The 25,584-nt window shown below is 68.8% G+C and carries 18 protein-coding genes; 11 read left to right on the top strand and 7 right to left on the bottom strand.

All coding sequences use genetic code 11. The annotated features are described in order from the left end of the window. Positions 1 to 396 precede the first annotated feature (396 nt). Positions 397 to 1,317, bottom strand: coding sequence for an isocitrate lyase/PEP mutase family protein (locus CCS01_RS19250; protein WP_104520391.1), 921 nt, complete (start codon positions 1,315 to 1,317; stop codon positions 397 to 399). Between the two features lie 112 nt (positions 1,318 to 1,429). Between CCS01_RS19250 and CCS01_RS19255 the strand changes: the two genes are divergently transcribed. The 4 genes from CCS01_RS19255 (at position 1,430) to CCS01_RS19270 (ending at position 6,134) form a co-directional block, all read left to right on the top strand. Beyond that, on the top strand, positions 1,430 to 2,263 hold the full coding sequence (locus tag CCS01_RS19255) for a fumarylacetoacetate hydrolase family protein (RefSeq protein WP_104520392.1): 834 nt from the start codon (positions 1,430 to 1,432) through the stop codon (positions 2,261 to 2,263). Between the two features lie 44 nt (positions 2,264 to 2,307). Beyond that, positions 2,308 to 3,651: an MmgE/PrpD family protein gene (locus CCS01_RS19260; protein ID WP_104520393.1), complete on the top strand. Its 1,344-nt coding sequence runs from the start codon at positions 2,308 to 2,310 to the stop codon at positions 3,649 to 3,651. Continuing rightward, positions 3,651 to 4,670 (top strand): TRAP transporter substrate-binding protein DctP, encoded by a 1,020-nt coding sequence (dctP, locus tag CCS01_RS19265; protein WP_104520394.1) that lies wholly within the window; start codon positions 3,651 to 3,653, stop codon positions 4,668 to 4,670. The genes CCS01_RS19260 and dctP overlap by 1 nt, the downstream gene beginning before the upstream one ends. Positions 4,671 to 4,952: 282 nt before the next feature. Continuing rightward, positions 4,953 to 6,134: a fumarylacetoacetate hydrolase family protein gene (locus CCS01_RS19270; RefSeq protein ID WP_104520395.1), complete on the top strand. Its 1,182-nt coding sequence runs from the start codon at positions 4,953 to 4,955 to the stop codon at positions 6,132 to 6,134. Between the two features lie 192 nt (positions 6,135 to 6,326). Here CCS01_RS19270 and CCS01_RS19275 read toward each other — a convergent pair whose 3' ends face one another. Then, complete coding sequence (locus CCS01_RS19275; protein ID WP_146101846.1) at positions 6,327 to 7,355, bottom strand: SphA family protein; 1,029 nt, start codon at positions 7,353 to 7,355, stop codon at positions 6,327 to 6,329. 671 nt (positions 7,356 to 8,026) lie between these two features. Here CCS01_RS19275 and CCS01_RS19285 point away from each other — a divergent pair. Beyond that, positions 8,027 to 8,917: a cyclase family protein gene (locus tag CCS01_RS19285; RefSeq protein ID WP_104520398.1), complete on the top strand. Its 891-nt coding sequence runs from the start codon at positions 8,027 to 8,029 to the stop codon at positions 8,915 to 8,917. Positions 8,918 to 9,131: 214 nt separating this feature from the next. Here the strand turns inward: CCS01_RS19285 and CCS01_RS19290 are convergent, their stop codons facing one another. From CCS01_RS19290 to CCS01_RS19300, 3 genes are all read right to left on the bottom strand, one after another. After that, positions 9,132 to 9,329 carry a YqaE/Pmp3 family membrane protein gene (locus tag CCS01_RS19290; RefSeq protein WP_104520399.1) on the bottom strand — a complete coding sequence of 66 codons (198 nt, stop codon included), beginning with the start codon at positions 9,327 to 9,329 and terminating at the stop codon, positions 9,132 to 9,134. A 98-nt stretch (positions 9,330 to 9,427) separates the two neighbouring features. Further along, on the bottom strand, positions 9,428 to 10,657 hold the full coding sequence (chrA, locus tag CCS01_RS19295) for a chromate efflux transporter (RefSeq protein ID WP_104520400.1): 1,230 nt from the start codon (positions 10,655 to 10,657) through the stop codon (positions 9,428 to 9,430). Positions 10,658 to 10,671: 14 nt separating this feature from the next. Further along, positions 10,672 to 11,844: a pyridoxal-phosphate-dependent aminotransferase family protein gene (locus CCS01_RS19300; RefSeq protein WP_104520401.1), complete on the bottom strand. Its 1,173-nt coding sequence runs from the start codon at positions 11,842 to 11,844 to the stop codon at positions 10,672 to 10,674. Positions 11,845 to 12,368: 524 nt separating this feature from the next. Between CCS01_RS19300 and CCS01_RS35750 the strand changes: the two genes are divergently transcribed. From CCS01_RS35750 to fabI, 5 genes are all read left to right on the top strand, one after another. Continuing rightward, complete coding sequence (locus tag CCS01_RS35750; protein WP_104520402.1) at positions 12,369 to 12,890, top strand: glycine cleavage system protein R; 522 nt, start codon at positions 12,369 to 12,371, stop codon at positions 12,888 to 12,890. A gap of 964 nt (positions 12,891 to 13,854) precedes the next feature. Next, positions 13,855 to 15,567, top strand: coding sequence for a PHA/PHB synthase family protein (locus CCS01_RS19310; protein WP_104520403.1), 1,713 nt, complete (start codon positions 13,855 to 13,857; stop codon positions 15,565 to 15,567). Between the two features lie 37 nt (positions 15,568 to 15,604). Beyond that, positions 15,605 to 17,047 (top strand): bifunctional enoyl-CoA hydratase/phosphate acetyltransferase, encoded by a 1,443-nt coding sequence (locus CCS01_RS19315; RefSeq protein WP_104520404.1) that lies wholly within the window; start codon positions 15,605 to 15,607, stop codon positions 17,045 to 17,047. Between the two features lies 1 nt (position 17,048). Continuing rightward, positions 17,049 to 18,272 (top strand): acetate/propionate family kinase, encoded by a 1,224-nt coding sequence (locus CCS01_RS19320; protein ID WP_104520405.1) that lies wholly within the window; start codon positions 17,049 to 17,051, stop codon positions 18,270 to 18,272. Then, positions 18,265 to 19,044, top strand: a complete 780-nt coding sequence (gene fabI / locus CCS01_RS19325; RefSeq protein ID WP_104520406.1) for an enoyl-ACP reductase FabI — start codon at positions 18,265 to 18,267, stop codon at positions 19,042 to 19,044. Before CCS01_RS19320 ends, fabI begins: the two co-directional genes overlap by 8 nt. 1,833 nt (positions 19,045 to 20,877) lie before the next feature. Here the strand turns inward: fabI and CCS01_RS19330 are convergent. Together CCS01_RS19330 and CCS01_RS19335 are read right to left on the bottom strand one after the other, a co-directional pair. Next, positions 20,878 to 22,431: a glycosyltransferase family 39 protein gene (locus tag CCS01_RS19330; RefSeq protein ID WP_158258494.1), complete on the bottom strand. Its 1,554-nt coding sequence runs from the start codon at positions 22,429 to 22,431 to the stop codon at positions 20,878 to 20,880. A gap of 728 nt (positions 22,432 to 23,159) precedes the next feature. Beyond that, on the bottom strand, positions 23,160 to 24,005 hold the full coding sequence (locus CCS01_RS19335; protein WP_104520408.1) for a fumarylacetoacetate hydrolase family protein: 846 nt from the start codon (positions 24,003 to 24,005) through the stop codon (positions 23,160 to 23,162). A gap of 178 nt (positions 24,006 to 24,183) precedes the next feature. Here CCS01_RS19335 and CCS01_RS19340 point away from each other — a divergent pair, with 178 nt between their 5' ends. Beyond that, positions 24,184 to 25,302 carry an alpha-hydroxy acid oxidase gene (locus CCS01_RS19340; protein WP_104520409.1) on the top strand — a complete coding sequence of 373 codons (1,119 nt, stop codon included), beginning with the start codon at positions 24,184 to 24,186 and terminating at the stop codon, positions 25,300 to 25,302. The last annotated feature ends 282 nt before the right edge of the window (positions 25,303 to 25,584 follow it).

Genomic DNA, 25,584 nt, shown 5'->3' on the forward strand with positions numbered 1-25,584 from the left:
ATGCGGGGGTGCGTTCCTGGCGGGGACAGCGTGGCTGACAGGGTATTTTTGTTCGCACAGAAAATTAAAGAGAGGGTGACGGAGGGCCACAGGGATCAGGGGGATATCCTGCGGCCTGGGGTGGATGTTGCTGGCCCAGAGCCTGTCAGGTCGCTTCATTGATCCGGCCATCCGGGGATCTCCGGTGGCCGGGACGACGGCGTCGGTGGTCGCCATGCGCTTCGCGTGGCGCTGTGAAATCTTCCCTCTGGCCCTCCGCAGTGCTGTGCTTATCCTCTGTGGTTACATGTCCGGACGATCGTGCCGCACGCCCGTCGCCGCCGCCCTCCACCAGCCGAAACACGGACGGCGGCCGCCACCCACGCCGGATGGGCCCGCAAACAACACCGCTGCCTCTCACCCGCCCTGCGGCCTCCCCTCGCGGAAGCGCGTCCGGACTGTCTCCCACTCGCGCGCGCCGAGGCGGTTGAAGGCGTCTCGCACGGTCATTTCGCCCGCCGGCGGATAGGCGCCGCTTTCCCGCAGCGCGGCCAGCGCCGTGTCGCAGGCGGCGATGGAGGCGGTCAGCAGCAGGGCGGGCACGATCGCCAGGCGGAAGCCGAGCGCCGCGGCCTGGCGCATGTCCAGCATCGGCGTCTTGCCGCCCCAGACCACGTTCAACAGGCAGGGTCCGTTCACCAGCTTCGGCACGGCGGCGAGTTCCGCCTCCGTCTGCGGCGCTTCGACGAAGGCCATGCCGGCGCCGTTGGCCAGCGCCTCGTTGGCGCGGCCGATGGCCTCCTCGAAGCCGATGACGGCGCGGGCGTCGGTGCGGGCGATGATCAGGAAGTCGGGGTCACGCCGTGTTGCGGCGGCGGCGCGGATCTTGGCGATCCAGTCCGCGCGCGGCACGACTTCCTTGTCGTCGAGGTGGCCGCAGCGCTTGGGCGAGACCTGGTCCTCGATGTGGATGGCGGCGACGCCGGCGGCCTCATAGTCGCGCACGGTGCGGACGACGTTCAGTTCGTTGCCGTAGCCGGTGTCGGCGTCGGCGATCACCGGGATGCCGGCGGCACGCACCATGCGGGCGGCGTTGGCGACCATTTCCGACCCGGTCAGCAGGCCGAAATCGGGATAGCCGTGCGCCATCGAGGTGCCGGCGCCGGTCATGTACACCGCCGGGAAGCCGGCCTGCGCGACCAGCGCGGCGGTCAGGCCGTCATAGGCGCCCGGGGCGATCACCATGCCCTGCTGGCGCAGCGCCGCACGCAGTATGCCAATGGGTGTGCCAATGGGCGTGCCAATAGGCGTGCCAGTCGGAATGCCGGTGGAAGTCATGGCGTCCTCCTTCGCTTCGTGGCCGTCGCTTCCCCCTCGGCCGGCCCCTCGGCTTGCCGGATGGCGGGCATCGCCTTATCGATAGGGCGTTGGGGAGCAGGAGACAACCACGATGAAACTGTTGAGCTTCCGTCGCCCGGACGGCACGCCGAGCTGGGGCATCGCCAAGAACGAGGGCGTCATCGACCTGGGCGCGCGGGCGCCCGGGCTCAAGCACGCGCTGTGGGCAATGACGTCGCTGGCCGAGGAAGCCGCGCGCCACGCCGATTACCGGCTGGAGGACATCCACTTCCTGCCGCCGGTGCCGGACCCGGACAAGGTGCTGTGCGTGGGCCTCAACTACGTCTCCCACATCAAGGAAGGCGGGCGGGAGCCGCCGCCCAAGCCGATCATTTTCACGCGCTTCGGCAATGCGCAGGTCGGGCACGGCGAGGCGATGGTCTGCCCGGCGGCGTCGGAAACGTTCGATTACGAGGGCGAACTGGCGGTGGTCATCGGCCGGCGCTGCCGCCACGTGAAGAAGGCGGACTGGGAAAGCGTGGTGGCGGGCTATGCCTGCTTCAACGACGGATCGATCCGCGAGTGGCAGCGGCATTCCGGCCAGTTCATTCCCGGCAAGAACTTTTTCCGCTCGGGCGCGTTCGGCCCGTGGATCGTCACGCCCGAGGAAGTCGGCGACGTCACCAAGGCACACCTCATGAGCCGGCTGAACGGGATCGAGCGCCAGCATGCGACGATCGACGACCTCTGCTTCGACATCCCGACGCTGATCGAATACTGCTCTACCTTCACGCAGCTGGAGGCGGGCGACGTGATCGCCACCGGCACCACCGGCGGGGTGGGCGCGTACCACAAGCCGCCGCTGTGGATGAAGCCCGGGGACACCATCGAGGTGGAGATCAGCGGCATCGGCATCCTGCGAAACCCCATTGTCGCCGAGGACTGAAGGATATATTGCCGATGTAATAAGCTGGCAGGGGAAACCGTTGCATGAGCTTGACAAAGTCGCTTGGCCGGTTCATCGCCGATCTGTCACCGAATCGCCTGCCGGAGGCGGCGGCGCAGGTGGCGCAGATGGGCTTCATCGACTGCGTCGGCACGATGATCGCCGGACGCAACGAAGACAGCGTGCGCATCCTGACCGAGACGCTGGCGCCGGGCGACGGCCCGGCTACGCTGACGTTCGGCGAGCGTCACGCCCCTGCCCCCGAGGCCGCCTGGATCAACGGCACCGCGGCGCACGCGCTGGACTATGACGACGTGGCGCTGCGCGGCCATCCCAGCACCGTGCTGGTGCCGGCGATCCTGGCCGAGGCCGAGCACCTGGACGCCTCCGGCGCCGACATGATCACCGCTTATGTCGCCGGCTACGAAACCTGGGCGGAGCTGTTCCGCCGCGACACCGGCCTGCTGCACCGGAAGGGCTGGCACCCGACGGGGCTGTATGGCGCCGTCGGCGCGGCCGCCGCGTGCGCGAACCTGCGCCGGCTGGATGCGGAGACGTGCGCCATGGCGATCGCGCTGGGTGCCTCGCAGTCGGCCGGGCTGATGGCGAATTTCGGCACCATGGCCAAACCGTTCCACGCCGGCCGGGCGGCCCATGCCGGCATCATGGCCGCGCGGCTGGCCGAGGCCGGCTTCACCGCCAGCACCGACGCGCTGGAGCATCCGCAGGGCTTCCTGCACGCGATCTCGCCCACCGGGACCGAGGACCGGGACGGCGACTGCAAGGCCGGGACCGCGTGGGCGATCCTGTCGCAGGGCCTGGGGATCAAGAAATACCCCACCTGCTACTGCACCCACCGCGCCATCGACGGCATGCTGGACCTGGTGGCCGGCGACCCGGTCAAGCCGGACCAGGTCGAGGCGGTGACCGTTTCCATGAGCGACTATTTCGCCACCGTGCTGCGCAACCACCGGCCGGAGACGGGGCTCGCGGCGAAATTCAGCATCGAGTTCTGCATGGCCAGCGGCATCGTCGCGCAGCGCGTCGGGCTGCGGGAACTGACCGACGATTTCGTCCGCCGTCCGGACATCCAGGCGCTGATGCGCAAGGTGGAGATCGTGACCACGACGCAGTACGACCCGGAAATGCCCGGCGCCGCGCCGCAGGACCAGGTGACCGTCCGGCTCGCCGGCGGCCGGGTGATCGCGGGCGAGCCGGTTGCCCGCGCCACGGGCCATCCGTCGCGGCCGCTGACCCGGCAGCAGCTGTACGACAAGTTCGCCGACTGCCTGGACGCGGGCGCCGCCGCGATCCCGGCGGACGTGCTGTTCCCGCGCCTGTCAGCCATCCGATCGGCCGCGGCCCGCGACCTGACGGCGCGGCCCTGATGCCGGGTGGAGTCGCGCGGCGGGTCGTCCTGGGCTCGGCGCTGGCCGCGCCGTTCGTCCGCTCGGCCCGCGCCGCGCCGCTTGTCATGCGGGTCTCGGTGGACACGCCGCCGCTGCATGGCCGCACCGTGTCGATCGCCGACTTCCTGCGCAAGCTCGAGGCCGCGTCGCGGGGCGAGATCACGCCGCTTCTGTTCACCGGCGGGCAGTTGTTCCGTGACCGTGACGTGATCCGCGCGCTGCTGATGGGGCAGCTCGACATGGCGGCGCCCGGCACCTGGCAGGTCGCGGCGTATGTGCCGGACGCGGATTTCACCCAGCTGCCGATGTTCTATGGCCAGCCCATCGGCGTCACCCACGGCGCCATCGACGGCATTCCCGGCGCGCTGGTGAACGAGAAGGTCCGCCGCCGGCTGCGGGTGAAGGTCCCGGGGCGCTGGATCGACCTGGGCTTCGTCAACTGGTACAGCCGCCAAAAGCCGCTGGCCTCGCTGGCCGATCTGCGCGGCCTGACGATCCGCAACGCCGGCAGCCTGGCGCAGGCGTGGCGCGCCCGGTTCTTCGGCGCCATGCCGATCACGATGGACTGGGGCGACGTGCCGCCGGCGCTGTCGCAGGGCGTGTTCGACGCGCTGCAAAGCACGCACGAAAGCTGCGCCAGCGCCGGCCTGTGGGACGCCGGGCTGCGCTACGGCCTGGAGGACCAGCAGGCCGTGGACATCTACATCCCGATGATCAGCGAGTCGTTCTGGGCCTCGTTGAGCCCGGCGCTGAAAACCCTGGTGACCGACCTGTGGGCGGCGAATATCGGCCGCTACCGCGCCGCCATGGCCACGGCGCAGACCCGGGCCGCGGCGGCGCTGGAGGCGCACGGCGTCACCCTGGCTTCCGTTCCTGCCGATGAGATCGGCGAGCAGCGGCGGCGGATGATGGCGGAGCAGGACAAGGCGATGCGGGAGATGAGGATGTCGCCGGCGATCCTGGCGTGCGTGACCGAGACTGTTTCGGTTATTAATTGAGGGCGGGTGGCGGGACGTCGAGGCATTGGGCGCGGGGGTGCGTTCCCGGTGGGGACGGTGGGGTTGATGGCGCATTCCGGTTCGCACAGAGAAAAAGCTGAGCGCTGCGGGAGGGCCTCGGAGGGTCAGGGGGAATACCGCGCTGGCGGGTGCGGGTGTGGCCGTCGTGCCGGGCGGAGCGGTCGGGTCGGGCGATAGCGGGCATCCAATGCGAGGGGCGGCGGCTTGGTACGTCACCGGCGCCTCGGCTAGGCTTGGCGCCAGACACAGGAGGCGTCCCGCATGAACCCGTTCCAGTCCCTTGTCTGCACCGGCCTGCCGGATGATGCCGCCCGGGCGACCCTGGCGGGCCGTGCCTGGCGGCCGGATGCCGGCGGCCCGTCGGTGGTGGCGATTCGCGACGGCATCGCGTTCGACGTCTCCCGCCGATTCCCCACGATGCGCGACCTGTGCGAGGCCGAGGAACCCGCCGCCGCCTTGCGCCAGGCCGGGGGCGAGCCCATCGGCGCGGTCCACGCCCTGCTGGCCAACACGCCGGTGGAGACGCGCGATCCCGCTCGCCCGTGGCTGCTGGCGCCGCTCGACCTGCAGGCGATCAAGGCGGCGGGCGTGACCTTCGCGGTGTCGATGCTGGAACGGGTGATCGAGGAGCGCGCCCGCGGCGACCTGAACGCCGCGGCGGCCATCCGGCAGGAGGTGACGCGCTTGGTGGGCGACGACCTGTCCCGGTTGCGGCCGGGCTCGCCCGAGGCGATGCGCCTCAAGACGGTCCTGATCCAGCAAAACGCCTGGAGCCAGTACCTCGAGGTCGGCATTGGCCCGGATGCCGAGATCTTCACCAAGGCGCAGCCGATGGCCGCTGTCGGCACCGGCATGGATGCCGGGCTGCATCCGGCCTCGGCGTGGAACAACCCGGAGCCGGAGGTGGTGCTGGCGGTGTCCTCGGCCGGGCGGATCGTCGGCGCCACGCTGGGCAACGACGTCAACCTGCGCGATATCGAGGGCCGCTCGGCGCTGCTGCTGGGCAAGGCGAAGGACAACAACGCCTCCTGCGCCGTCGGCCCGCTGCTGCGGTTGTTCGATGTGGGATTCGGGCTGGACGACATCCGTTCCACGACCGTGACGCTGCGGGTGGAGGGGCCGGAGGGGTTCGTGCTGGAAGGGTCGTCCTCGATCGCGAAGATCAGCCGCGATCCGGCGGATCTGGTGGCGCAGATGCTGAACGCGCACCATCGCTATCCGGACGGCGCGGTGCTGTTCCTTGGCACCATGTTCGCGCCGATCCAGGACCGGGCGGCGGCGGGCCAGGGGTTCACGCACCGGACGGAGGATGTCGTCGCCATCGCGGCGCCGAGGCTCGGGCGGCTGGTGAACCGGATGATGCCGACGGATCGCTGCGAGCCCTGGACGTTCGGCGCCGGCGCGCTGATGCGCAACCTGGCGGGCCGGGGGCTGCTGACGTAGCGCCTGAAACTGCCTCCGGACGATCGCGTCATCCGCGCCCGGGGGATCAACGGGGAGGATGTCGCCCGGCGCTGGCCCGGAAGTTGCCTATTTCTTACTATTAAGAACCGATAGGGCGGGAGAAAAGAAAAGGCCGCGCCTGCCCGATGGACAGGCGCGGTGCCGACCGGCGAACCGGCCGACAGGCGTTGATCAGAACGCGGTGACGAGGCGGACGTTGAAGAAGTCGCCGCCGACGTCGTTCCGGACGATCACGTCGTGGTTCCAGATCCCCTGAAGTTCGACGCCGTTGCCAAACGTGTAGCCAACGATCGGGCCGAGGCCGAAGTTGACGGCGTTACCCTTCGGCGCAATGACGTTCGGGCCATTGGACGAGTCGGGACTCACCTGGTTTTGCTGATGAACGCCGAGGCCAAAGGTCCACTTGCCAAGCGTCTTCGTTGCCGTGTAGTCACCAGAGAACTGGTTGCCGGACTTGTAGCTGTATCCGGTATCGTTGCTGGCCGTGACGGGGACCGTCAGATGCAGGCTGGCGCTCAGGTTCCAGCCGTCATGCAGCCAGCTCACGCCGAAATCGGGCTGCACGGCGAAATAGCCGTTGCCGGACGGCAGGCCGCCATTCACGTTGTGACCGTGAACCACTAGGCCGGACAGCGTGGAGGTGGCGGTCGGCAGATACATCGACAGGCTGGTCGAGACATGGAAGTCGCCCAGGGTCCAGGACAGGATGCCCGGAACTAGGACGGTGTTGAACAGGCCCCAGTTGCCCGAGCCGACGCCGGTGCCGTAACCGGGCTGGGCCGAGGTGTAGTCGAACGGCTGCGCGATCGCCATGCCGAAGTCGGCGCCGAGAACCTTGATGCCGGTTGACCACAGGGCAATCGGTACCGCGACGAACGCCTGCAGCCCGGTTCCCGGAACCTTCTTGCCGTTGTTGTCATAGGCGTTGAATGACGCCCAGTAGTTGTTGAAGACGCCATAGACACCCGGCGGCGGCAATGCGCCGGCGGCAAGGCCTTCGTCAACGCCACGCAGATGCGGATCCCACAGCTCCATCGCCGAGGCCGGACCGGCAACACTCATTACACCTGCCAGGGCCAGAGCCGTGGCGCCTAATACTCGCTTCATTGGTGCGGGTCCTCCGTGAGTTTCGCTACCTAACAAGAACTGTTTTGCATAACAAATTTTAACGCTCAATCCAGCAAGGATGCGAATAAGCAACTTTCGTAAATCTTCCGGCCATTGTCGTAGAATAGACACACTGCCGGCGCGCCAGGACCTTTTTGGCCGCGGCAGGACGCCGCCTGCCGCCCAACTCCGGGGAGCACGCCGCCATTACTGTGGATACAATTGGCATGGCGGTCGGCCAGCCTGACGGCACGCTGCCGCATCGGTGCCCAATAACAACCAGGTTGCCCGGAGGCGCCAGCCGGCGGCGGCCAACCGTCCCGGTGGCAGCGCCCGGACCGATCAGGTCAGCCACATCGATTGGCGCGTGCGGCGAGCCGCTTATAAGGGAGGGACTACCGGCGCCGGACGCGGCCAGGATCGCGCCAGGCTGCGGGCGCTGGCCGGATGGCCGGCATTGGCAACGCGCCGCGCCGCCGGACGGCAGACGGCGCCCGCGGTATCGGCATCGCCGCGCCGCAGCCGCCCAATGGACCCTGATCGCCGGCGGCGCGCAGCCTGCCGAAGCCGATGGCGACCACGAAGGCAAGCGGGTGCGGCGCCGCCCGGACGCAGCCCGGCTCCGCGATCGTCGGCGCCACCTCCGGCGCTGGCCCATCCGCACGGGGCCGGTTTGCCGGGCCGGCGCTCCGGTTGCCGGCGGCACACGGCAATGGCAGGCTGCGCCGGACGCCGAAAAGACCAATACAGGACAGGGAGGACACATGCCCACGCCAGGCCACAGCCACGCGCAATGGGGACCCGCCGACCAGATCGGCGCCGGCAACCTGCTGACGGCGGAGAAGCGGCTGGCCGCCCTCGCCTCGGTGCGGCAGGGGCGCGTCTACGACGTCAGCCACGAGATCTTCATGGGCGCGCCGTTCATGGCGCCGAACCAGACGCCGTTCCTGATGTCGATCTTCGGCTCCTGGCGCGACACCATCAAGCGGCGGCGGAAGCTGGGCGCGCTCAACGATGCCGGAACGAACCTGGAGCGCATCGAGATGACCGCGCATGTCGGCACGCACATCGACGCGCTGGGGCATTTCTCCAGGGGCGACATGCTCTACAATGGCAATGCCGCCGCCGACGTGGTCACCGACTGGGGCCTGGAGCGCCTGGGGATCGAGCACGCGCCGCCGATGATCACCCGCGCCGTGCTGTTCGACGTCGCGCCGGGGACGCACCTGGCGCCCGGGCAGGTGGTGACCGCGGACGACCTGCAGCGCGCCGCCGACCGGGGCGGCTTTGCGGTCGAGCCCGGCGACATCGCGCTGATCCGCACCGGCTGGGGGCGTTACTTCGGCGTCGACAACGCCCGCTACCTGGAAGGCGAGCCGGGCATCGACGTGCCGGCGGCGAAATGGCTGGTCGAGCGGGGCATCGTCGCCATCGGCGCCGACAACATGGCAGTGGAGGTGCTGCCGAACCCCGACCGCAGCGTGCTGATGCCGGTGCATCAGTTCACGTTGGCCGAGTGCGGGGTTTACCTGATCGAGAACCTGGCGCTGGACGACCTGGCCGCCGACGGGGTTCACGCCGCCTGCCTGATCCTGCTGGCCACCAAGATCCGCGGCGCGACCGGCGCACCGGTCCGGCCGGTGGTGCTGGTGTAGGCGAATGTTCGTTTCTTATTCGTCATGGATGGGCTTGTCCGCTACAGCAGACCGCAGGTCAGTTGGGACAGGACGACGGCGTTCCTTCATCGTCATGGCCGGGCGTGTCCCGGCCATCCACCCCCAACCGTCGAAGCGCGGATGGCCGGGATACGCCCGGCCATGACGATAAGGGAGAAGCCCTTGCTCCGCCGGACGCCCTTCGCCGCGGCCCTCAGCGGCCGTGCAGGATCCGCAGCATCTGCTGGTATTGTTTCTCCCGCCGATCGTGCCGCACGACCGCAACGGCCCAGATCGCGGCCGGTATCCAGCCCACCACGGTCAGTTGCAGCAGCAGGCATGCGATCGCCTTGAACGGATGCCGCCCCAGCAGCACCGCAAGCCACGGCAGCAGGATAGCGCCGACGATCATCGGATCCAGAGTCCTTCGTTGCCCGCGTTAGCAACTCCACCGCGTGCCGGGGGTAAACCCGCACGCAGGAAGCCGGATCCACCAGGATCGCGAACGGTTTACCCGAAAAGCCCCGTCGCCGCCATATCCCAGCCGGCAATCGCGCCGATGGCGACGACGCTCCACGCCGGCAGCGCCCAGACCGTCAGCAGCAGGAAGGCCACCAGCGCGAAGCCGAAATCCACGGGATGATGGATCGTTCCGGCCCAGATCGGGTGGTACAGCGCCGCCAGCAGCACCCCCACCACAGCGGCGTTCACCCCGCTCAGAGCGGCGCGCACGTTCGGACGGTGGCGCAGCGTGTCCCAGAACGGCAGCAGGCCGCCGATAAGAAGGAAGGACGGGCCGAAGATCCCCAGCGTCGCCAGCAGCGCGCCCATCCAGCCGTTCGGCCCCGGCTGCTCCACCGCCCCCAGGAACGCGGCGAAGGTGAAGATCGGCCCCGGCATCGCCTGCGTCGCGCCGTAGCCCGCCAGGAACACGTCCTGCCCGACCCACCCCGGCGGCACCACCGCTTGCTGCAGCAGCGGCAGCACCACGTGGCCGCCGCCGAACACCAGCGACCCGGCGCGATAGAACGTGCTGACCAGCCGGACCGCCTGGCCGCCGGCCGCGTCCGCCACCCAGGGCAGGCCCAGCAGCAGCACGCCGAACGTCGCCAGCAGCGCCACCGCCACGCCGCGCGGAATCCGTACGTTCAGCGCCGCCGCCCGGTCGCACGGCATCGCCACCCGCGGCAGCAGCAGCACGCCGGCCACCGCGCCCATGACGATCGCGCTGATTTGCCCCAGCGAAGACGGCACTGCCAGGCACACCAGGCAGGCGGCGACGGCGACGCTCGCCCGCTCCCGCCCGGCGGCGAGGTTGCGCGCCATGCCCCACACCGCCTGAGCCACCACCGCCACCGCGACCAGGCGCAGCCCGCGCAGCCATCCGGCGTCCGACACGTCGCCCACGGCGCCGAGGCCATAGGCGAATGCGGTCATCACCAGGGCCGACGGCAGCGTGAAGCCAAGCCACGCCGCCAGCATTCCCAGCGGCCCGCCGCGCAGCAGGCCGATGGCCATGCCGGTCTGCGACGAGGCCGGCCCGGGCATGAACTGGCACAGGGCGACGATGTCGGCGAACACCGCCTCGGTCAGCCACTGCCGCTTCGCCACGAAATCCGCGCGCATATAGCCCAGGTGGGCGATCGGCCCGCCGAAGCTGGTGCAGCCCAGCCGCAGGAACGCCAGAAAGATGCCCACGGGCGAGCCGCGATCCGCCTGCTGCGCGACCGGCGCCGCCATCCGCCCTGCCCTGCTCAGCCTGGCGCGGCGAGGAAATTCATCGCCGCCTGGGCGCCGCCCGGATGGTGCGGCACGCCGGCGGCCTGCAGGCCCATCTCCACCCCGGCCAGCGCGCCGATCAGCGACAGCACGCCCAGGTCGCCCATGTGGCCGATGCGGAAGACGCGGTCCTCGATGCGTCCCAGGCCGTTGCCCAGGCTCATGTTGAACCGCTCCAGGATCACCGCGCGCAGCCGATCGGCGCTGTGGCCCTCGGGGGTGCGGATGGCGGTGACGCCCGGGGCACAGGCGGCGGGATCGGCGCATTGCAGGTCCAGGCCCCAGGTGCGGGCGGCGAGGCGGGTGGCCTCGGCATAGCGCCGATGGCGGGCGAACAGCGCCGGCAGGCCTTCCTCCTGCATCATCGCCACAGCCTCGTTCAGGCCGAACAGCAGGTTGATCGCCGGGGTGTAGGGGAAGTAGCCGGTCTTGTTGGCGGTCACCAGCGGCGCCCAGTCCCAGTAGCTGCGGCGCGACCCGCCGGCGCGGGCGGCCGCCAGGGCCTTCTCGCTGATCGCGGTGAAGCCCAGGCCGGGCGGCACCATCAGCCCCTTCTGCGAGCCGGCGACGGTGACGTCGACCTCCCACTCGTCATGCCGGTAATCCGCGCAGCCCAGCGAGGAGATCGCATCCACCATCAGCAGCGCCGGATGTTTCGCCCGCGCCATGGCGTGCCGCACCGCCGGGACGTCGGTCATGCAGCTGGTCGAGGTCTCGCTGTGCACGACGCAGACCGCCTTGATGCGGTGCTCCTGGTCCTCCGCCAGCGCCGCGCCGATGGCCAGGGGATCGGCGCCGCGGCGCCAGTCGGTTTCAAGCGGAACGACTTCGAGGCCGAGGCGGAGCGCCATCTGCTCCCACAGATGGGCGAACTGGCCGGTGCGGCTGATCAGGATTCGGTCGCCTGGTACAAGAGTATTCAGCAAGGCCGCTTCCCAGGCGCCGGTGCCGGAGGCCGGGAAGATGCCGATGGTGGCGGTGGTCTGGAACACCCAGCGCAGCTTCGCCACGACCTCTCGCCCCAGGACGCCGAACTCCGGGCCACGGTGGTTGATCGCGTTGCGATCCATCGCGCGCATCACGCGGTCGGGCAGGTTGGTGGGCCCGGGCGTTTGCAGGAAATGACGGCCAGACACGAATTCGGTCATTATGGGCGGTTCCTCCTGGAAGCCGGCGTAGAAGCACGGGGCGGCAGGCTTGGCAACAACGGCACGGCATGGGAGGGCTGCGCGGCCTGTGCGTCAGGACGAGGGATGTGGCGGCGCAAGGTCCCGCTCCCGCTTGTCAAGGTCCTCGCTCCATCGTCATGGCCGGGTGTGTCCCCAAAGCTATCAGGATACGGCGACGGTTGGAGAAGGACTTGGCGCGCGGTCCGTTGCCTCCCCGTCATGGCCGGGCGTGTCCCGGCCATCTGCGCACGAACGGCGGGGGGATGGATGGCCGGGACGAGCCCGGCCATGACGGGGAGGGAGAAGACCTTGCTCCGCCAATCGCCCCATCCTGCCCATGGGGGCACGCCCGGGCCATGACGGCGGCAACGGACCGGGCTGCCCGATCCTTCCCATCCGGCACCCTATCCCGGACGCACCGGGCTGCCCGGGGGAAGCGCTGGCCCATCCGTCACGAAACCGCTATGTCTGGCGGACCATGGCTGCATAAGGACCGTCGAACGATGGCTTCCCTGATCCTGACTGTCATCGGCTCGGACCGGCCGGGCCTGGTGAGAACCCTGGCCGAGACGGTTGCGGCGCACGGCGGCAGCTGGCTGGAAAGCCGCATGGCGCGCCTGGCCGGGCAGTTTGCCGGCATCGTGCGGGTGGAGGCGCCGGAGTCGCTGCTGGCCGACCTGAAGGCGCTGGAGGGCCAGGGGCTGCGAATCGGGGTGCAGAGCGGCGACGAGGGTCTGGCGGCCCCGCCCCCGGCGCCGCGGCTGGCGCTGGAGGTGGTGGGCAACGACCGGCCGGGCATCGTGCGCGACATCACCCAGGTGCTCGCCGGCTGCGGCATCAACATCGAGGAGCTGGTCACCGGCGTCGCGGCCGGCTCGTTCACCGGCGGGACGCTGTTCCGCGCCACCGCCCTGCTGCGCGCGCCGGACGAGGACGCGGTCGAGGCGATGCGCGAGGGCCTGGAACAGCTGGGTGACGAACTGATGGTCGATATCCAGGAAGCCCCGGACGAGGCGGAGGGCTGAAGGCGGAGCACGGCATAGGGGCCGGGACACGTTCCGTGGCTGGCAGGATAAGGCGGCGGACGGAGAAGGATTTGGCGCCGCTGCCGTTCTCTCACCGTCATGGCCGGGCGTGTTCCCATACGCGCTACAGCAGACCGCAGGTCAGTTGGGACAGGACGACGGCGTTCTTTCATCGTCATGGTGGCAACGGCCGTGCCACCGGCCATCGGCGCTTCGACGGCGGGGGGGGGATGGCCCGGACGCGCCCGGCCATGACGGTGAGGGAGAAGCCCTTGCTCCGCCCGCACCCTATCCTGACACCCATGGGGACATGCCCAGCCCTGACCGGGAGAGAACGGTCGCGTCCGGTGCCGGTGCGAAAAATTTGGTCAAATGTTACCAATCCACAGGCGACAACCGCCACGTCGTGTCACAAGCCGCAACAACCTGCTGCGGGCGAGGCTTGATTTGTGGATAGTAACCAACTGTTAAGTTCTCATGACCTAACTTCGCCGTAGCTACGATTATCTTTGCATCCGGCCCGGCGGATTGATATGTTGCGACGCAGCACAGGGAACGTCCTTCGCCTCAATCCGGACCAATTCCGGTCTGTTCGAAGGATTAGATATGAAACTATTTCATAAAAGATGGTTGACTTTCCGGTTTCGAGGGCCAACTGCCAGCTAGCCCGGCGTCCGCGATTCAGGTCCGGCGAATGCGCTGAAGCCCCTGATGCCGTCTGGCGGATGCGCCCTTGTCCATGACACGCGGCTTTGCGGTTTTGTCCATGACATTGGCCCGATGCCCGGGCGGCCGGACTCCGCCAGCACTTACCGCGTCCCTGTCGACACGCCGTCCCTCACGCGGCCCAAGCCGCCGCCTCGGTGACCCTCCGGCGCTACGCGGGTTGCCGCGATCCCCCCTGCGCCCCGACCTGAAGCCCGCCGCTACCGTTACTTGGTAGTCCCTGAAGGAATACGTTGCGATGCCTTTCGACCAGACGTCCCTGACCCCGGTCCGCCAAGGGACGGAGACGCTCACGCCATTCGCCGCCTATGACGAGGCCGTGCAGGGCACGGTCGCGGAACTCACCGGCGGCCGCTCGCCTGTCGCCGCCATGGAGGCCTGGCTCGACTGGGCCTCGCACCTGGCGATGTCGCCGGGCAAGCAGGTCGATCTGTGCCTGCGTGCCGCCGCCGCGGGCGCCCGGCTGGCCACGCCGCCGGCCGACTCCGGCACCGCCCTGTCCGGCACCGCCCTGTCCGGCACCGCCCTGTCCGGCACCTGGCTGTATGACTGGCTGATGCGGGCGCACGACGCCTCCCGCGACTGGTGGCACGACGCCACCACCGGCGTGCGCGGCATGGCGGCGCGGCACGAGCAGGTGCTGGGCGCGCGCATCAACGAAGCGTTCCAGGCCGCCTCGCCCGCCAATGCGCTGCTGGCCAACCCGGCGCTGCAGCGCGCGACGCTGGAGCGCGGCGGGCTGAACCTGCTGGAGGGGGCGAAGAACTTCGCGGCCGATCATTTCGGCCCGAAACAACCGGCCAGCGACACCTATGTCGTCGGAGAAACCATCGCCATCACCCCGGGCAAGGTCATCTTCCGCAACCGCCTGATCGAGCTGATCCAGTACCAGCCGACGACGTCCACCGTGCACCCCGAGCCGGTGCTGATCGTTCCGGCATGGATCATGAAGTACTATATTCTGGACCTGCGGCCGCAGAATTCGCTAATCCGGTTTCTTGTGGAACAAGGTCACACGGTCTTCTCGATCTCCTGGGTCAACCCGACGGCCGATGATCAGGACGTTTGTATGGACGACTATCGCCGCGAGGGCGTCATGGCGGCGGTCGACGTCATCAGCCAACACCTGCCGGGCCGCAGGATCCATGCCGCCGGCTACTGCCTCGGCGGCACCATGCTGTCGATCGCCGCGGCGGCCATGGCGCGCGACGGCGACGACCGCCTCGCCTCGATGACGCTGTTCGCGGCGCAGACCGACTTCACCGAGCCCGGCGAGCTGAAGCTGTTCATCAGCGACACCGAGCTGTCCTGGCTCGACAGCCTGATGGCCCGCCACGGCGGCCTGGACGGCGAGCGGATGGGCGCGGCGTTCCAGTTGCTGCATGCCGACGAGCTGATCTGGAAGCCGTTCGTCAGCCGCTACGTGCTGGGCGAAACCGCGCCGTTGAACGACCTGATGGCCTGGAACGCCGACCAGACGCGGATGCCGCGGCGGATGCATTCGGAGTACCTGCGCAGCATGTTCCTGCGCAACGACCTCGCCGCCGGGCGGTTCAAGGTGGGCGACAGGCCGATCGCGCTGCGCGACATCCGGGTGCCGGTGTTCGCGCTGGGCACCGGCAAGGACCATGTGGCGCCGTGGCGGTCGGTCTACAAGATTTCGCTTCTTGCCAGAAGCGACATCACCTTCGTGCTGGCCAGCGGCGGCCACAACGCCGGCGTGGTCAGCGAGCCCGGGCACAAGGGCCGCAGCTACCGCGTGCTGACCATGCGCGCCACCGACGCCTACACCGATCCGGACGCCTACCTGGAGCGTGCGGCCGCGCACGAAGGCTCCTGGTGGCCGGAATGGCAGCGCTGGATGGCGGAACGCTCGAATGAGCGGGTGCCGGCGCCGCCGATGCCGCCGGCGCTGTGCGACGCGCCGGGCACCTACGTCCTGGCGGCGTGACGAAAATTTTTCCAACTGTCCTGCGAGAGAATTCAACATGGACACCAACGTTCCACGCATCGATCCCTGCGCGCCGGCAGAATGCCAGTCCGCACCTGATTTCATTGAAAACAAGACGTTTGACGAAATCGCCGTCGGCGACAGCGCGGAACTGGTGCGCACCGTCACCCAGTCCGACATCGAGCTGTTCGCCAGCGTCTCGGGCGACGTGAACCCGGCGCATCTCGACCAGGCCTATGCCGACGGCTCGATGTTCCACGGCATCATCGCCCACGGCATGTTGGGCGGGTCGCTGTTCTCCACCGTGCTCGGCACCATCCTGCCCGGCCCGGGGACGATCTACCTCGGCCAGGACCTGCGCTTCCGCCGCCCGGTGAAGCCCGGCGACACGCTGACCGCCCGCGTCGTGGCGCGCGAGAAGGACGCCGGGAAGAAGCGCGTCGTGTTCGACTGCCACGCCTTCAACCAGGACGGCAAGGAGGTGATCTCCGGCACCGCCGAGGTGATCGCGCCCGAGGAGAAGATCCGCCGCGAGCGGATGCCGTTGCCGGAAGTTGCGGTGCTGCACCACGAGGCGCTGACCACCCTGCTGCAGCGCGCCGGCGGCCTGCCGCCGCTGCCGACGGCGATCGTGCATCCCTGCGACCATGACAGCCTGCACGGCCCGCTGCAGGCCGCCCTCGCCGGCTTCATCGAGCCCATCCTGATTGGACCCGAGGCCCGCATCCGCGCGCTGGCGGTGACCGGGGGCCTGGATCTGACCGGCATCCGCATCTACGACGTGCCGCACTCCCACGCCGCCGCCGAGGTGGCGGTCGGCCTGGCCCGCGACGGCGTGGTGAAGGCGCTGATGAAGGGCAGCCTGCACACCGACGAACTGATGCACGAGGTGATGCGCAAGGAGAACCACCTGCGCACCGCGCGACGCATCAGCCATGTCTATGTCATGATGACCGCGGCCTCGGGCAAGCTGCTGCTGGTGTCGGACGGCGCCATCAACATCGCGCCGACGCTGGTCGACAAGGTGGACATCGTGCAGAACGCCATCGACCTGGCGATTTCGCTGGGGATCGCGAAGCCGAACGTGGCGATCCTGTCGGCGGTGGAGACCGTCACCACGGCGATCCCGTCCACGCTGGACGCCGCGGCGCTGTGCAAGATGGCGGATCGCGGGCAGATCAAGGGCGGCGTGCTGGACGGGCCGCTGGCGTTCGACAACGCGATCAGCGCGGTGTCGGCGATGACCAAGGGCATTGCGTCCGCGGTCGCCGGCCATCCCGACATCCTGATCGTGCCGAACCTGGAGGCCGGCAACATGCTGGCCAAGCAGATGATCTACTCCGGCTCGGCCGACGCCGCCGGCATCGTGCTGGGGGCGGCGGTGCCGATCATCCTGACCAGCCGGGCGGACAGCGTGCGGACGCGGCTGGCGTCGTGCGCGGTGGCGGCGCTGGCGGCGACCCGGACGGTGGAGGCCTGAGATGGACGACGCCATCCTGGTCATCAACGCCGGTTCCTCCAGCGTCAAGTTCGCGGTCGCCGAGGCCGGCGACCATGCCGTCACCACGCTGGTGAAGGGCAAGCTGACGCGGCTGGACCAGGCGCCGCACTTCACCGCGACGACCGACGCCGGCGAGGTGGTCGCCGACACGTTCTGGGAGCCGACGGGCGGCCGCCAGGAGATCCTGTTCGGCAAGCTGGTCGATTGGCTCGATCATCACCTCGACGGCCACACGCTGCTGGCGGCCGGGCACCGGGTGGTGCACGGCGGCACGCGGTTCACCGCGCCGGTGGTGGTGACGCCGCGGGTGCTGGACGACCTGGCGGACCTGATCCCGCTGGCGCCGCTGCACCAGCCGCACAACCTGGAGGCGATCCGGGCGATGGCGGCGGCGCACCCTCACCTGCCCCAGGTCGCCTGCTTCGACACCGCCTTCCACGCCGGCCACAGCGACGCGGCGATGCGCTTCGCCCTGCCGCGGGCGCTGCATGAGGACGGCGTCCGGCGCTATGGCTTCCACGGGCTGTCGTACGAGTTCATCGCCCGGCAGATGGCCCGCGTCGCGCCGGACCTGGCGCGCGGGCGGGTCGTGGTCGCCCACCTGGGCAACGGCGCCAGCCTGTGCGCCATGTTCAACGGCCGCAGCGTGGACAGCACCATGGGCTTCACCGCGCTGGACGGGCTGCCGATGGGCACGCGCACCGGCAGCATCGACGCCGGCGTGATCCTGTACCTGCTCGACCAGGGCATGGGGCACGAGACCTTGCAGCACCTGCTGTATGAGCAGTCCGGCCTGCTGGGCCTGTCCGGCGGCATCGGCAGCGACATGCGCACGCTGCTGGGCTCCGGGCGGCTGGAGGCGGCGCAGGCGGTGGACTACTTCGTCTATCGCACGGTGCGCGATATCGGCGCCATGGCGGCCTGCCTCGGCGGGCTGGACGGGCTGGTGTTCACCGCCGGCATCGGCGAGCGCTCGGCCGAGATCCGCGCCCGCATCGGCCGCGGTTGCGCGTGGCTGGGCATCGACATCGACCCGGTGGCCAACGCGCGTGGCACCGGTTGCATCTCCGGCGCGATGAGCCGCGCCGCTGCCTGGGTCATCCCGACGGACGAGGAGCAGATGATCGCGCTGCATGCGATCGAGGCCCTGAAGACCGCCGCCTCGGATGACCGGATTTCCAAAGAGGAGTTCTTCCATGTCTGACCTTCCAGCCCTTGATCTTGTGGGCCGCAAGGGGGTTGTCTTTGGCATCGCCAACGACCAGTCGATTGCCTATGGCTGCGCCCGCGCCTTCCGCCGGCTGGGCGCGGACCTGGCGGTGACCTACCTGAACGAAAAGGCGAAGCGCTTCGTCGAGCCGCTGGCGGACAACCTGGGCGCCGATATCTTCCTGCCGTGCAACGTGCAGGTCGAGGGCGAGATGGAGGCGGTGTTCGCCGAGATCGCGAGGCGCTGGGGGCGGCTGGATTTCGCGCTGCACTCCATCGCCTTCGCGCCGATGCAGGACCTGCACGGGAGGGTGGTGGATTGCTCGCGGGAGGGGTTTTCCCTGGCGATGGACATCTCCTGCCATTCGTTCATCCGCATGTGCAAGCTGGCCGAGCCGCTGATGACCGATGGCGGGACGCTGTTCACCATGAGCTACCACGGCGCCGACAAGGTGATCGAGCACTACAACATCATGGGTCCGGTGAAGGCGGCGCTGGAGAGCGCGACGCGCTACCTGGCATCGGAGCTGGGGCCGAAGGGCATCCGCGTGCATGCGATCTCGCCGGGTCCGCTGAAGACGCGGGCGGCGTCGGGCATCGACCATTTCGATGACCTGCTGGCGCGCGTGGCGGAGCGGGCGCCGGCGCATACGCTGGTCAGCCCCGAGGATGTCGGCATGACCACGGCGCTGCTGGCCACCGGTGCGGGGCGGATGCTGACCGGGTCCACCACGTATGTCGATGGTGGCTATCACGTGATGGGGTGATGGCGGCGGGTGGCGTGCCGTAACGTTGGGTTGGCCGGCTGGCGACGGCAGCCCGCAGGCCGGCTGAGACAGGGCGACGGCGCTCCCTCACCGTCATGGCCCGGACGGGTGCCATAGGCGCTACAGCGTTCCACAGGTCGATTGAGACAGGGCGACGGCGCTCCCTCATCGTCATGGCCCGGCTTGTCCGGGCTATCTGTTCCAGCACATGTGCCGCGATAGGTGGCCCGAACGAGCCCTACGCAATGCACACATCCTGGAAACGGGTCGGAAATGACCGTAAAATCAAGTGCTTGCCTGGGCGCCAAGAGCGTTCCTCCATCGTCATGGCCCGGCTTGTCCGGGCCACCTGTCGCGGCACAAGTGCTGGAATAGGTGGCCCGGACAAGCCGGGCCATGACGAAAGGGAAACGCCGCGGCGGACCGTTTCCAAGATGTGTGCATCCCGTAGGGACGAGCCGGGCCATGACGATGAGGACAGGGGGCCTCAGTGTTCCAACCAACCTGCGGTCTGCTGTAACTTAGGCGACGGGACGCGGCGCAGTGTCCCGTCGTCATGGCGGCCGCTGGGCCGCCATCCACGCCTTACGGTGCCGGTATCAGCAGAAGGCGTGGATGGTGGGCCTTCGCCCACCATGACGGGGTAGCAACGGTCGTGCTCCTGGCCGCCTAAGTTAGCGCCTATGCGGACGGGTGCGGCCGCCTGTCATGCCCTGTTTGCGGCAGGCAGCGGGTTGGCGGCCATGAACTTGGCGTCTTGGCGTTTGATCGACGCTCTCCACCGCACGGACCGCCGATGTAGCGCACCCATCCCCGCCCGGTGCGGCAGCATGGTTCCCGTTCAACGCCAAGACGCCAAAACGCCAAGATACCGGGGTACAAGGCGCCGTCCCGGCGGGCGGATGAGTGCATTATCATGGCCTCGCTCGCCGCAGGTGGGGAATCGTTTCCGAGATCTGTGCATGCGGTAGGGCTGGTCCGGGCCACCTGTCGCGGCACACGTGCTGAAACAGGTGGCCCGGAGGCTGTGCCCCGGCTTGTCCTGGGTAGCCGCCATGACGGGTCGCCGGAAGGATCGACTCTTCTGGACGTGGCGGAAGGTGCTCCGCCGCTTGGCTTGGCCACGATCGGCAACGACTGGGGTCCTGAGTCCGTGGCGGATGATGCCAGCGCCATCCGGAACTGTCCGTGCTCGTTCATGCTTCCGCAATTTTCACCACGGAGGAAGAACGAAGGACTACGAAGCGCCACGGAGACCGCATCTTGCCGGCGGATTGGGACCCGACCGATCGGATGATCGGGGTGAGGCATCGCAGCACCGGCGCAGGCCTGCCCGGGTGTCTGAATGCGCAAAGGCGGGACCGCACTGCTATGGAAATACGGTTCCGCAGGGTCATCGCCTCTCCGATAGGGGTCGGGAAGTTTCCCCCCCGCCCTCCGAACCGTGCTGACGGCTCTCCCCCATACGGCTGTTTTGAGTCTCAGTCGCTTCAGCGCTGTCTGTTACTTCCAGGCTTCGCCATCCACGAGCAGGCTCGCCACAAGATCCCGCCGAAACAGGTTCGTCATCCTACGGACTGCCAGTTCACCTCCGGTTGCTCTCCATCATCGCCTCGCAGCGACGCAGTTACCTTCGATTTCCGGGCTGCGGCCAACCCGAGCACGGACTTGCATCGTACTGACAAAGCGTCCTCACGGACGCACTCATGGCGCGGCTTGTCCGGGCCGCCAGTTCAGGCACTTGTGCCGCGATCGCCGGCGCGGACGAGTCGGGCCATGACGCATGAGCAACAGCCGGCCGGACCGGCTGCGACGGACGGGCAACAGCCTGGATCACTGTGGCGCGTGCAGCCCGTGCCCGCGCAGGACCCTCACCGTCCGCAGTACCCGGCCGTCGAGCCGGACGGCCGCATCGGGCAGCACATCGACGCTGTCGAACCAGCGCCGCGCCTCATCCACGCTTCGGCCCGAGGGATCCGCCAGCAGCACCACGGCATCGCGGCCGTAGAACCTGCCGGCGGGATCAGCAAAGCCGAACTGCCGCGAGTCCCGGTTCAGGCACAGCATCGTCGTCTGCGGCCCCAGGGCGTAGCCGAGCTTGCCGGCGTCCCGCCAGTTCATCGCCGCCGCCAGGCCGCCCGGGAGCAGCAGCCCGCGCGCGTCCAGGTCCTGCCGCACGGACCGCCAGTCCAGCCCTTCGTCGGTGGGATCTTTGCGCATCACCGCGGCGAGGCTGCCGCCCAGCCAGTCGAACTGCATCTGCAGCGCGATCGTGGCGACGGCTGCCAGTTCCAGCGCGGCGGTGAAGACGATCATCCGCCGCACCCAGCGTCGGTCCAGGTGCCGCGCGATCGTCTCGCCAAGCAGCGGGAACAGCATCAGGTAGCCCGGCGCCGCCCAGTGGAACAGCACCCGCTGGCTCGACCAGGCCGAGACCAGGGCGAACAGGACGATCGGCGGCGCTGCCAGCCAGGCCAGCAGGTGATGCGTCCACGGCGCGCCGCGGCGGAACGCGCCGGCGAACAGCAGCATCATCGGCAGCCAGATCCACGGCAGCACGAACAGCGCCTCGCCGGCCAGTGTGGCAACCGGCGCGAACGGGCGGAACCGCAGGCCCATCGCCCGGTCCCCCTGGAACGCGAACGACGCCCAGTGATGCGTGGCGTTCCAGACCAGCACCGGACTGAACACCAGCAACGCGACCAGCGCCGCGGCATAGGGCGCCGGATGCGCCAGCCAGCGGCGGTGCGTCCGGCTGCTCAGCAAGTACAGGCCGGCGCCGGCAATGGTCAGCACGGCGGTGTATTTCGAAAATACCGCCAGCCCGGCGCACAGGCCGGCGCCGAGCCACCATCCCCAGGCATGGTCCCCCGGGGCATGGTCGCCCGGGGCATGATCCCCCTGGGCATGATCCCCCTGGGCACGGTCCCCCCATCCACTGTCCCCCCGGGCGCGCTCCCTGGCCGGCAAAGCCTGCACCAGGCACAGCGCCGCGCCCAGCAACGCGGCGTCGAGCGGCCCGTCCGGCAGCACCCAGCTTCCGGTGGTAATGCCGAACACCGGCGACAGGTTCAGCGCCACCGCCGCCCAGAACCCGGCCCGGGGATTCGCCACCAGGCAGCCGATGCGCCACACCAGCAACTGCGAAACGGCGAACAACAGGATGAAGGGCAGCCGAACGACCACCGGGTGCTCGCTGCCGAACAGGTGCGCCGCGCCCCAGGACAGCCACCACGCCGCCGGCGGATGGTCGAAATAGCCCAGGCTGAGTACCCGGCCCGCCGCCACCATATAGCTCTCGTCCACGCCCAGCCCGGTGGTGGCGGCGAACAGGATGCGGATCAGGGTCGTCGCGCCGATGAGCAGGACGATCGGGGGAATGGTCATGACCGCTGCTCGATCAAGGAGAGGAAAGCGTCCCTCACGCATTTGACGGGTTGGCAGTCGCAAGGAAACAAATGTGGCATCTCGCTGTAAGATCCGGCCGGCAAACGCCGCCAGGTTGCATCCGGCATGGCGCCGCTTTTCCCCTGAAAGCCTGAGGCGTTCAGATTGCCGTGCGGCAGCCCTGCCTGCCGGGCAGCGAAGATCGGTCCGGCTTCCATCAGGAAACGCTGGAAACGGAAGCCTGGACGTCATGCCTGAAAGTCTGTCAGGCAGTTCAGAAAACACAGTAACCTTAGTGACTTAGTGTCTTTGTGTTGATGCGGTTGGCCAACGCTGCACGGGCGCCTGGCCGGGGGAACCGGGGCAGGTTCATGCGGTTTGTTCTGCTGCTTTAACACAAAGACACTAAGCCACGAAGACATCAGGGGAAACAAGCGCTCCATGCGTATCAGGACAGGGCGACGGTAGGAGAAGGATTTGGTGCCCGGTCCGTTGTCCCTCCGTCACGGCCGGGCGTGTCCCGGCCATCCACCCCAACCGCCGAAGCGCGGATGGCCGGGACACGCCCGGCCGTGACGATGGGGGAGAAGCCCTTGCTCCGCCGGACGCCCTATCCTGATGCGCATGGGGGCACGCCCGGCCATGACGACAAGGAGACCACCCCGCTCCGTCCATTGCTTCGCCCTGACGGCTGTGGCGCTGGAAAGTCTGAACCCACAGCCAGTACCTCAAGCCGCAACGATCCGCTGCGTCTGGATGCCCAGGCCCTCGATCCCCAGCCGCATCACGTCGCCCGCCTTCAGGAAAACCGGCTCCGGCTTCTGCCCGGCGCCGACGCCCGGCGGCGTGCCGGTGGCGATCACGTCGCCCGGATGCAGGGTGATGAAGTGGCTGACATAGCTGACCAGCTTGGCGACGCCGAAGATCATCGTCTGGGTCGAGCCGTCCTGCATGCGCCGGCCGTTCACCTCGGTCCACAGCGGCAGGTCCTGCGGGTCGCTGACCTCATCCTTCGTCACCAGCCACGGCCCGGTCGGACCGAACGTCTCGCAGCCCTTGCCCTTGTCCCAGGTGCCGCCGCGCTCCAACTGATATTCGCGCTCGCTGACGTCGTTGCAGACGCAGTAGCCGGCGACGTGCGCCATGGCGTCGTGCTCCGGCACAGAACGCGCCAGCTTGCCGATGACCACGCCCAGCTCGACCTCCCAGTCCAGCTTGGTCGAGCCGCGTGGCAGGTGGACGTCGTCGTTCGGGCCGCTGAAGGCGCTGAGCGACTTCAGGAAGACAATCGGCTCCTTCGGAATTGGGTTGCCGGTTTCCGCGGCGTGATCGGCGTAGTTCAGGCCAATACAAACGTAGTTCACCGGCCGCACCACGCAGGGGCCGATGCGCGGGTTGCCCTCGGCCTTTGGCAGCGTCGTCGGATCGATGCTGGCGATCGTCTTCAATGACGCCTCCGACAGCGCGAAGCCGTCGATGTCGCGCACGATGCTGGCGAGGCAGCGGATCATGCCGTCATTGTCCAGCATCCCCGGCTTCTCGGCTCCGGGCGGCCCGTATCGCAAGAGCTTCATGACGCGTTCCCCTCTGCAAGCGATGGTCCTGACCGCCCCGCCTATACCATCGGACCGGCCGGCGATGAACTGGGCAATGGAGTCGCGCCCCCCTGCCCGCCCGGCGGCTCCGCTCTTGCATGACGCCGCCGGTGGATGCCTGATACCGGCGGGCAGCCGGCAACCAGGGAGGAAACGCATGGGCCAGGCCGAAGCCAGCCATCTGTTCGAGCCGACGGGCGACTTCCAGTGCCTGCACGAGTTCATCCCTGCCGCCCGCGCAAAATTGTCCGATCACCTGTGGGGCTACCTGGTCGGCGCGGCGGAATCCGAGACCTCCATGCGGCGCAACCGGCTGGCGCTGGATTCGCTGGCGCTGCGGCCGCGGGTCTGCGTCGACGTCTCCAAGGTCGAGCTCGGCACGACGCTGTTCGGCCGCCAATGGCGCCTGCCGGTGATCCTGGCGCCGGTCGGCTCGCTGGAATCGTTTGAGCCCGGCGGCGCGGCGACGGCAGGGCGGGCGGCCTCGGCGTTCGGCGTGCCGATCATGGTCAGTTCGGTGACGCAGCCGGGGCTGGAGGAGGCGGCGGCCGCGGCGCCCGGCCCGAAGATCTTCCAGTTGTATGTGCGCGGCGACAACGCCTGGGTCGACGACATCGTGAGGCGCGCGGTCGACGCCGGCTACGACGCCTTCGCCATCACCGTCGACACCGCCGCCTATTCACGCCGCGAGCGCGACATCGCCGGCCGCTTCGTCAAGCCATGGCGGGCGGTGGCGACCGGGCAGAGCTACCAGGCATCGTTCAACTGGGACAACGTCAAGCACTTCAAGGACACGCACAGCATCCCGCTGATCCTGAAGGGCATCGCCACCGCCGAGGACGCGGCGCTGTGCTGCGAGCATGGCGTCGACGGCGTGTACGTCTCCAACCACGGCGGACGGCAGCTCGACCATGGCCGCGGCTCGATCGACGTGCTGCCCGAGGTGATGGCGGCGGTGCGCGGCCGGGCGCGGGTGATCGTCGACGGCAGCATCTGCCGCGGCACCGACATCGTGAAGGCGATCGCGCTGGGAGCCGATGCGGTGGCCATCGGCCGGATGTATTGCTACGCGCTCGCCGCCGCCGGCGACGCCGGGGTGCACACGATGCTGGAACTGCTGGAGCACGAGTTCGGCGTCGCCATGGCGTTGTCCGGCGCCCGCAGGCTGAACGAACTGCATCCGGGCTTCGTGTTCCCGGGCGCTCCGCCGGTGGCGCAGCCGCATGTCCACAGCGCCTTTCCGCTGCTGCAGCCGACGCCGGAGTACCGCGGATAGACTGCCGGGCGCGCGGGCGGCGGCGGGTGGCTCATGGACGATGCCCGGTTGCGCGGGGAGGCGGGTGGACCTGCGAATCCGGCGCCATGGCCGGGCGGTGGTTGCCCGGGACACGCGATTGTTGCGAATCGGTATGATGATATTTACTCATTGTGACCCGAACCCCGACAAATCGTCGACGGCAAATAAGTTGACACGACGGGCCGGGCATGGGCCGTCGGCTTTAGGCGACGCCCAAAAACAAGCGATCCGACAGCGCCGTTCAGCACGTCATTGGCTAGG

Origin of the sequence: Rhodopila globiformis, from assembly GCF_002937115.1 — a bacterium.
Lineage (GTDB): Bacteria > Pseudomonadota > Alphaproteobacteria > Acetobacterales > Acetobacteraceae > Rhodopila > Rhodopila globiformis.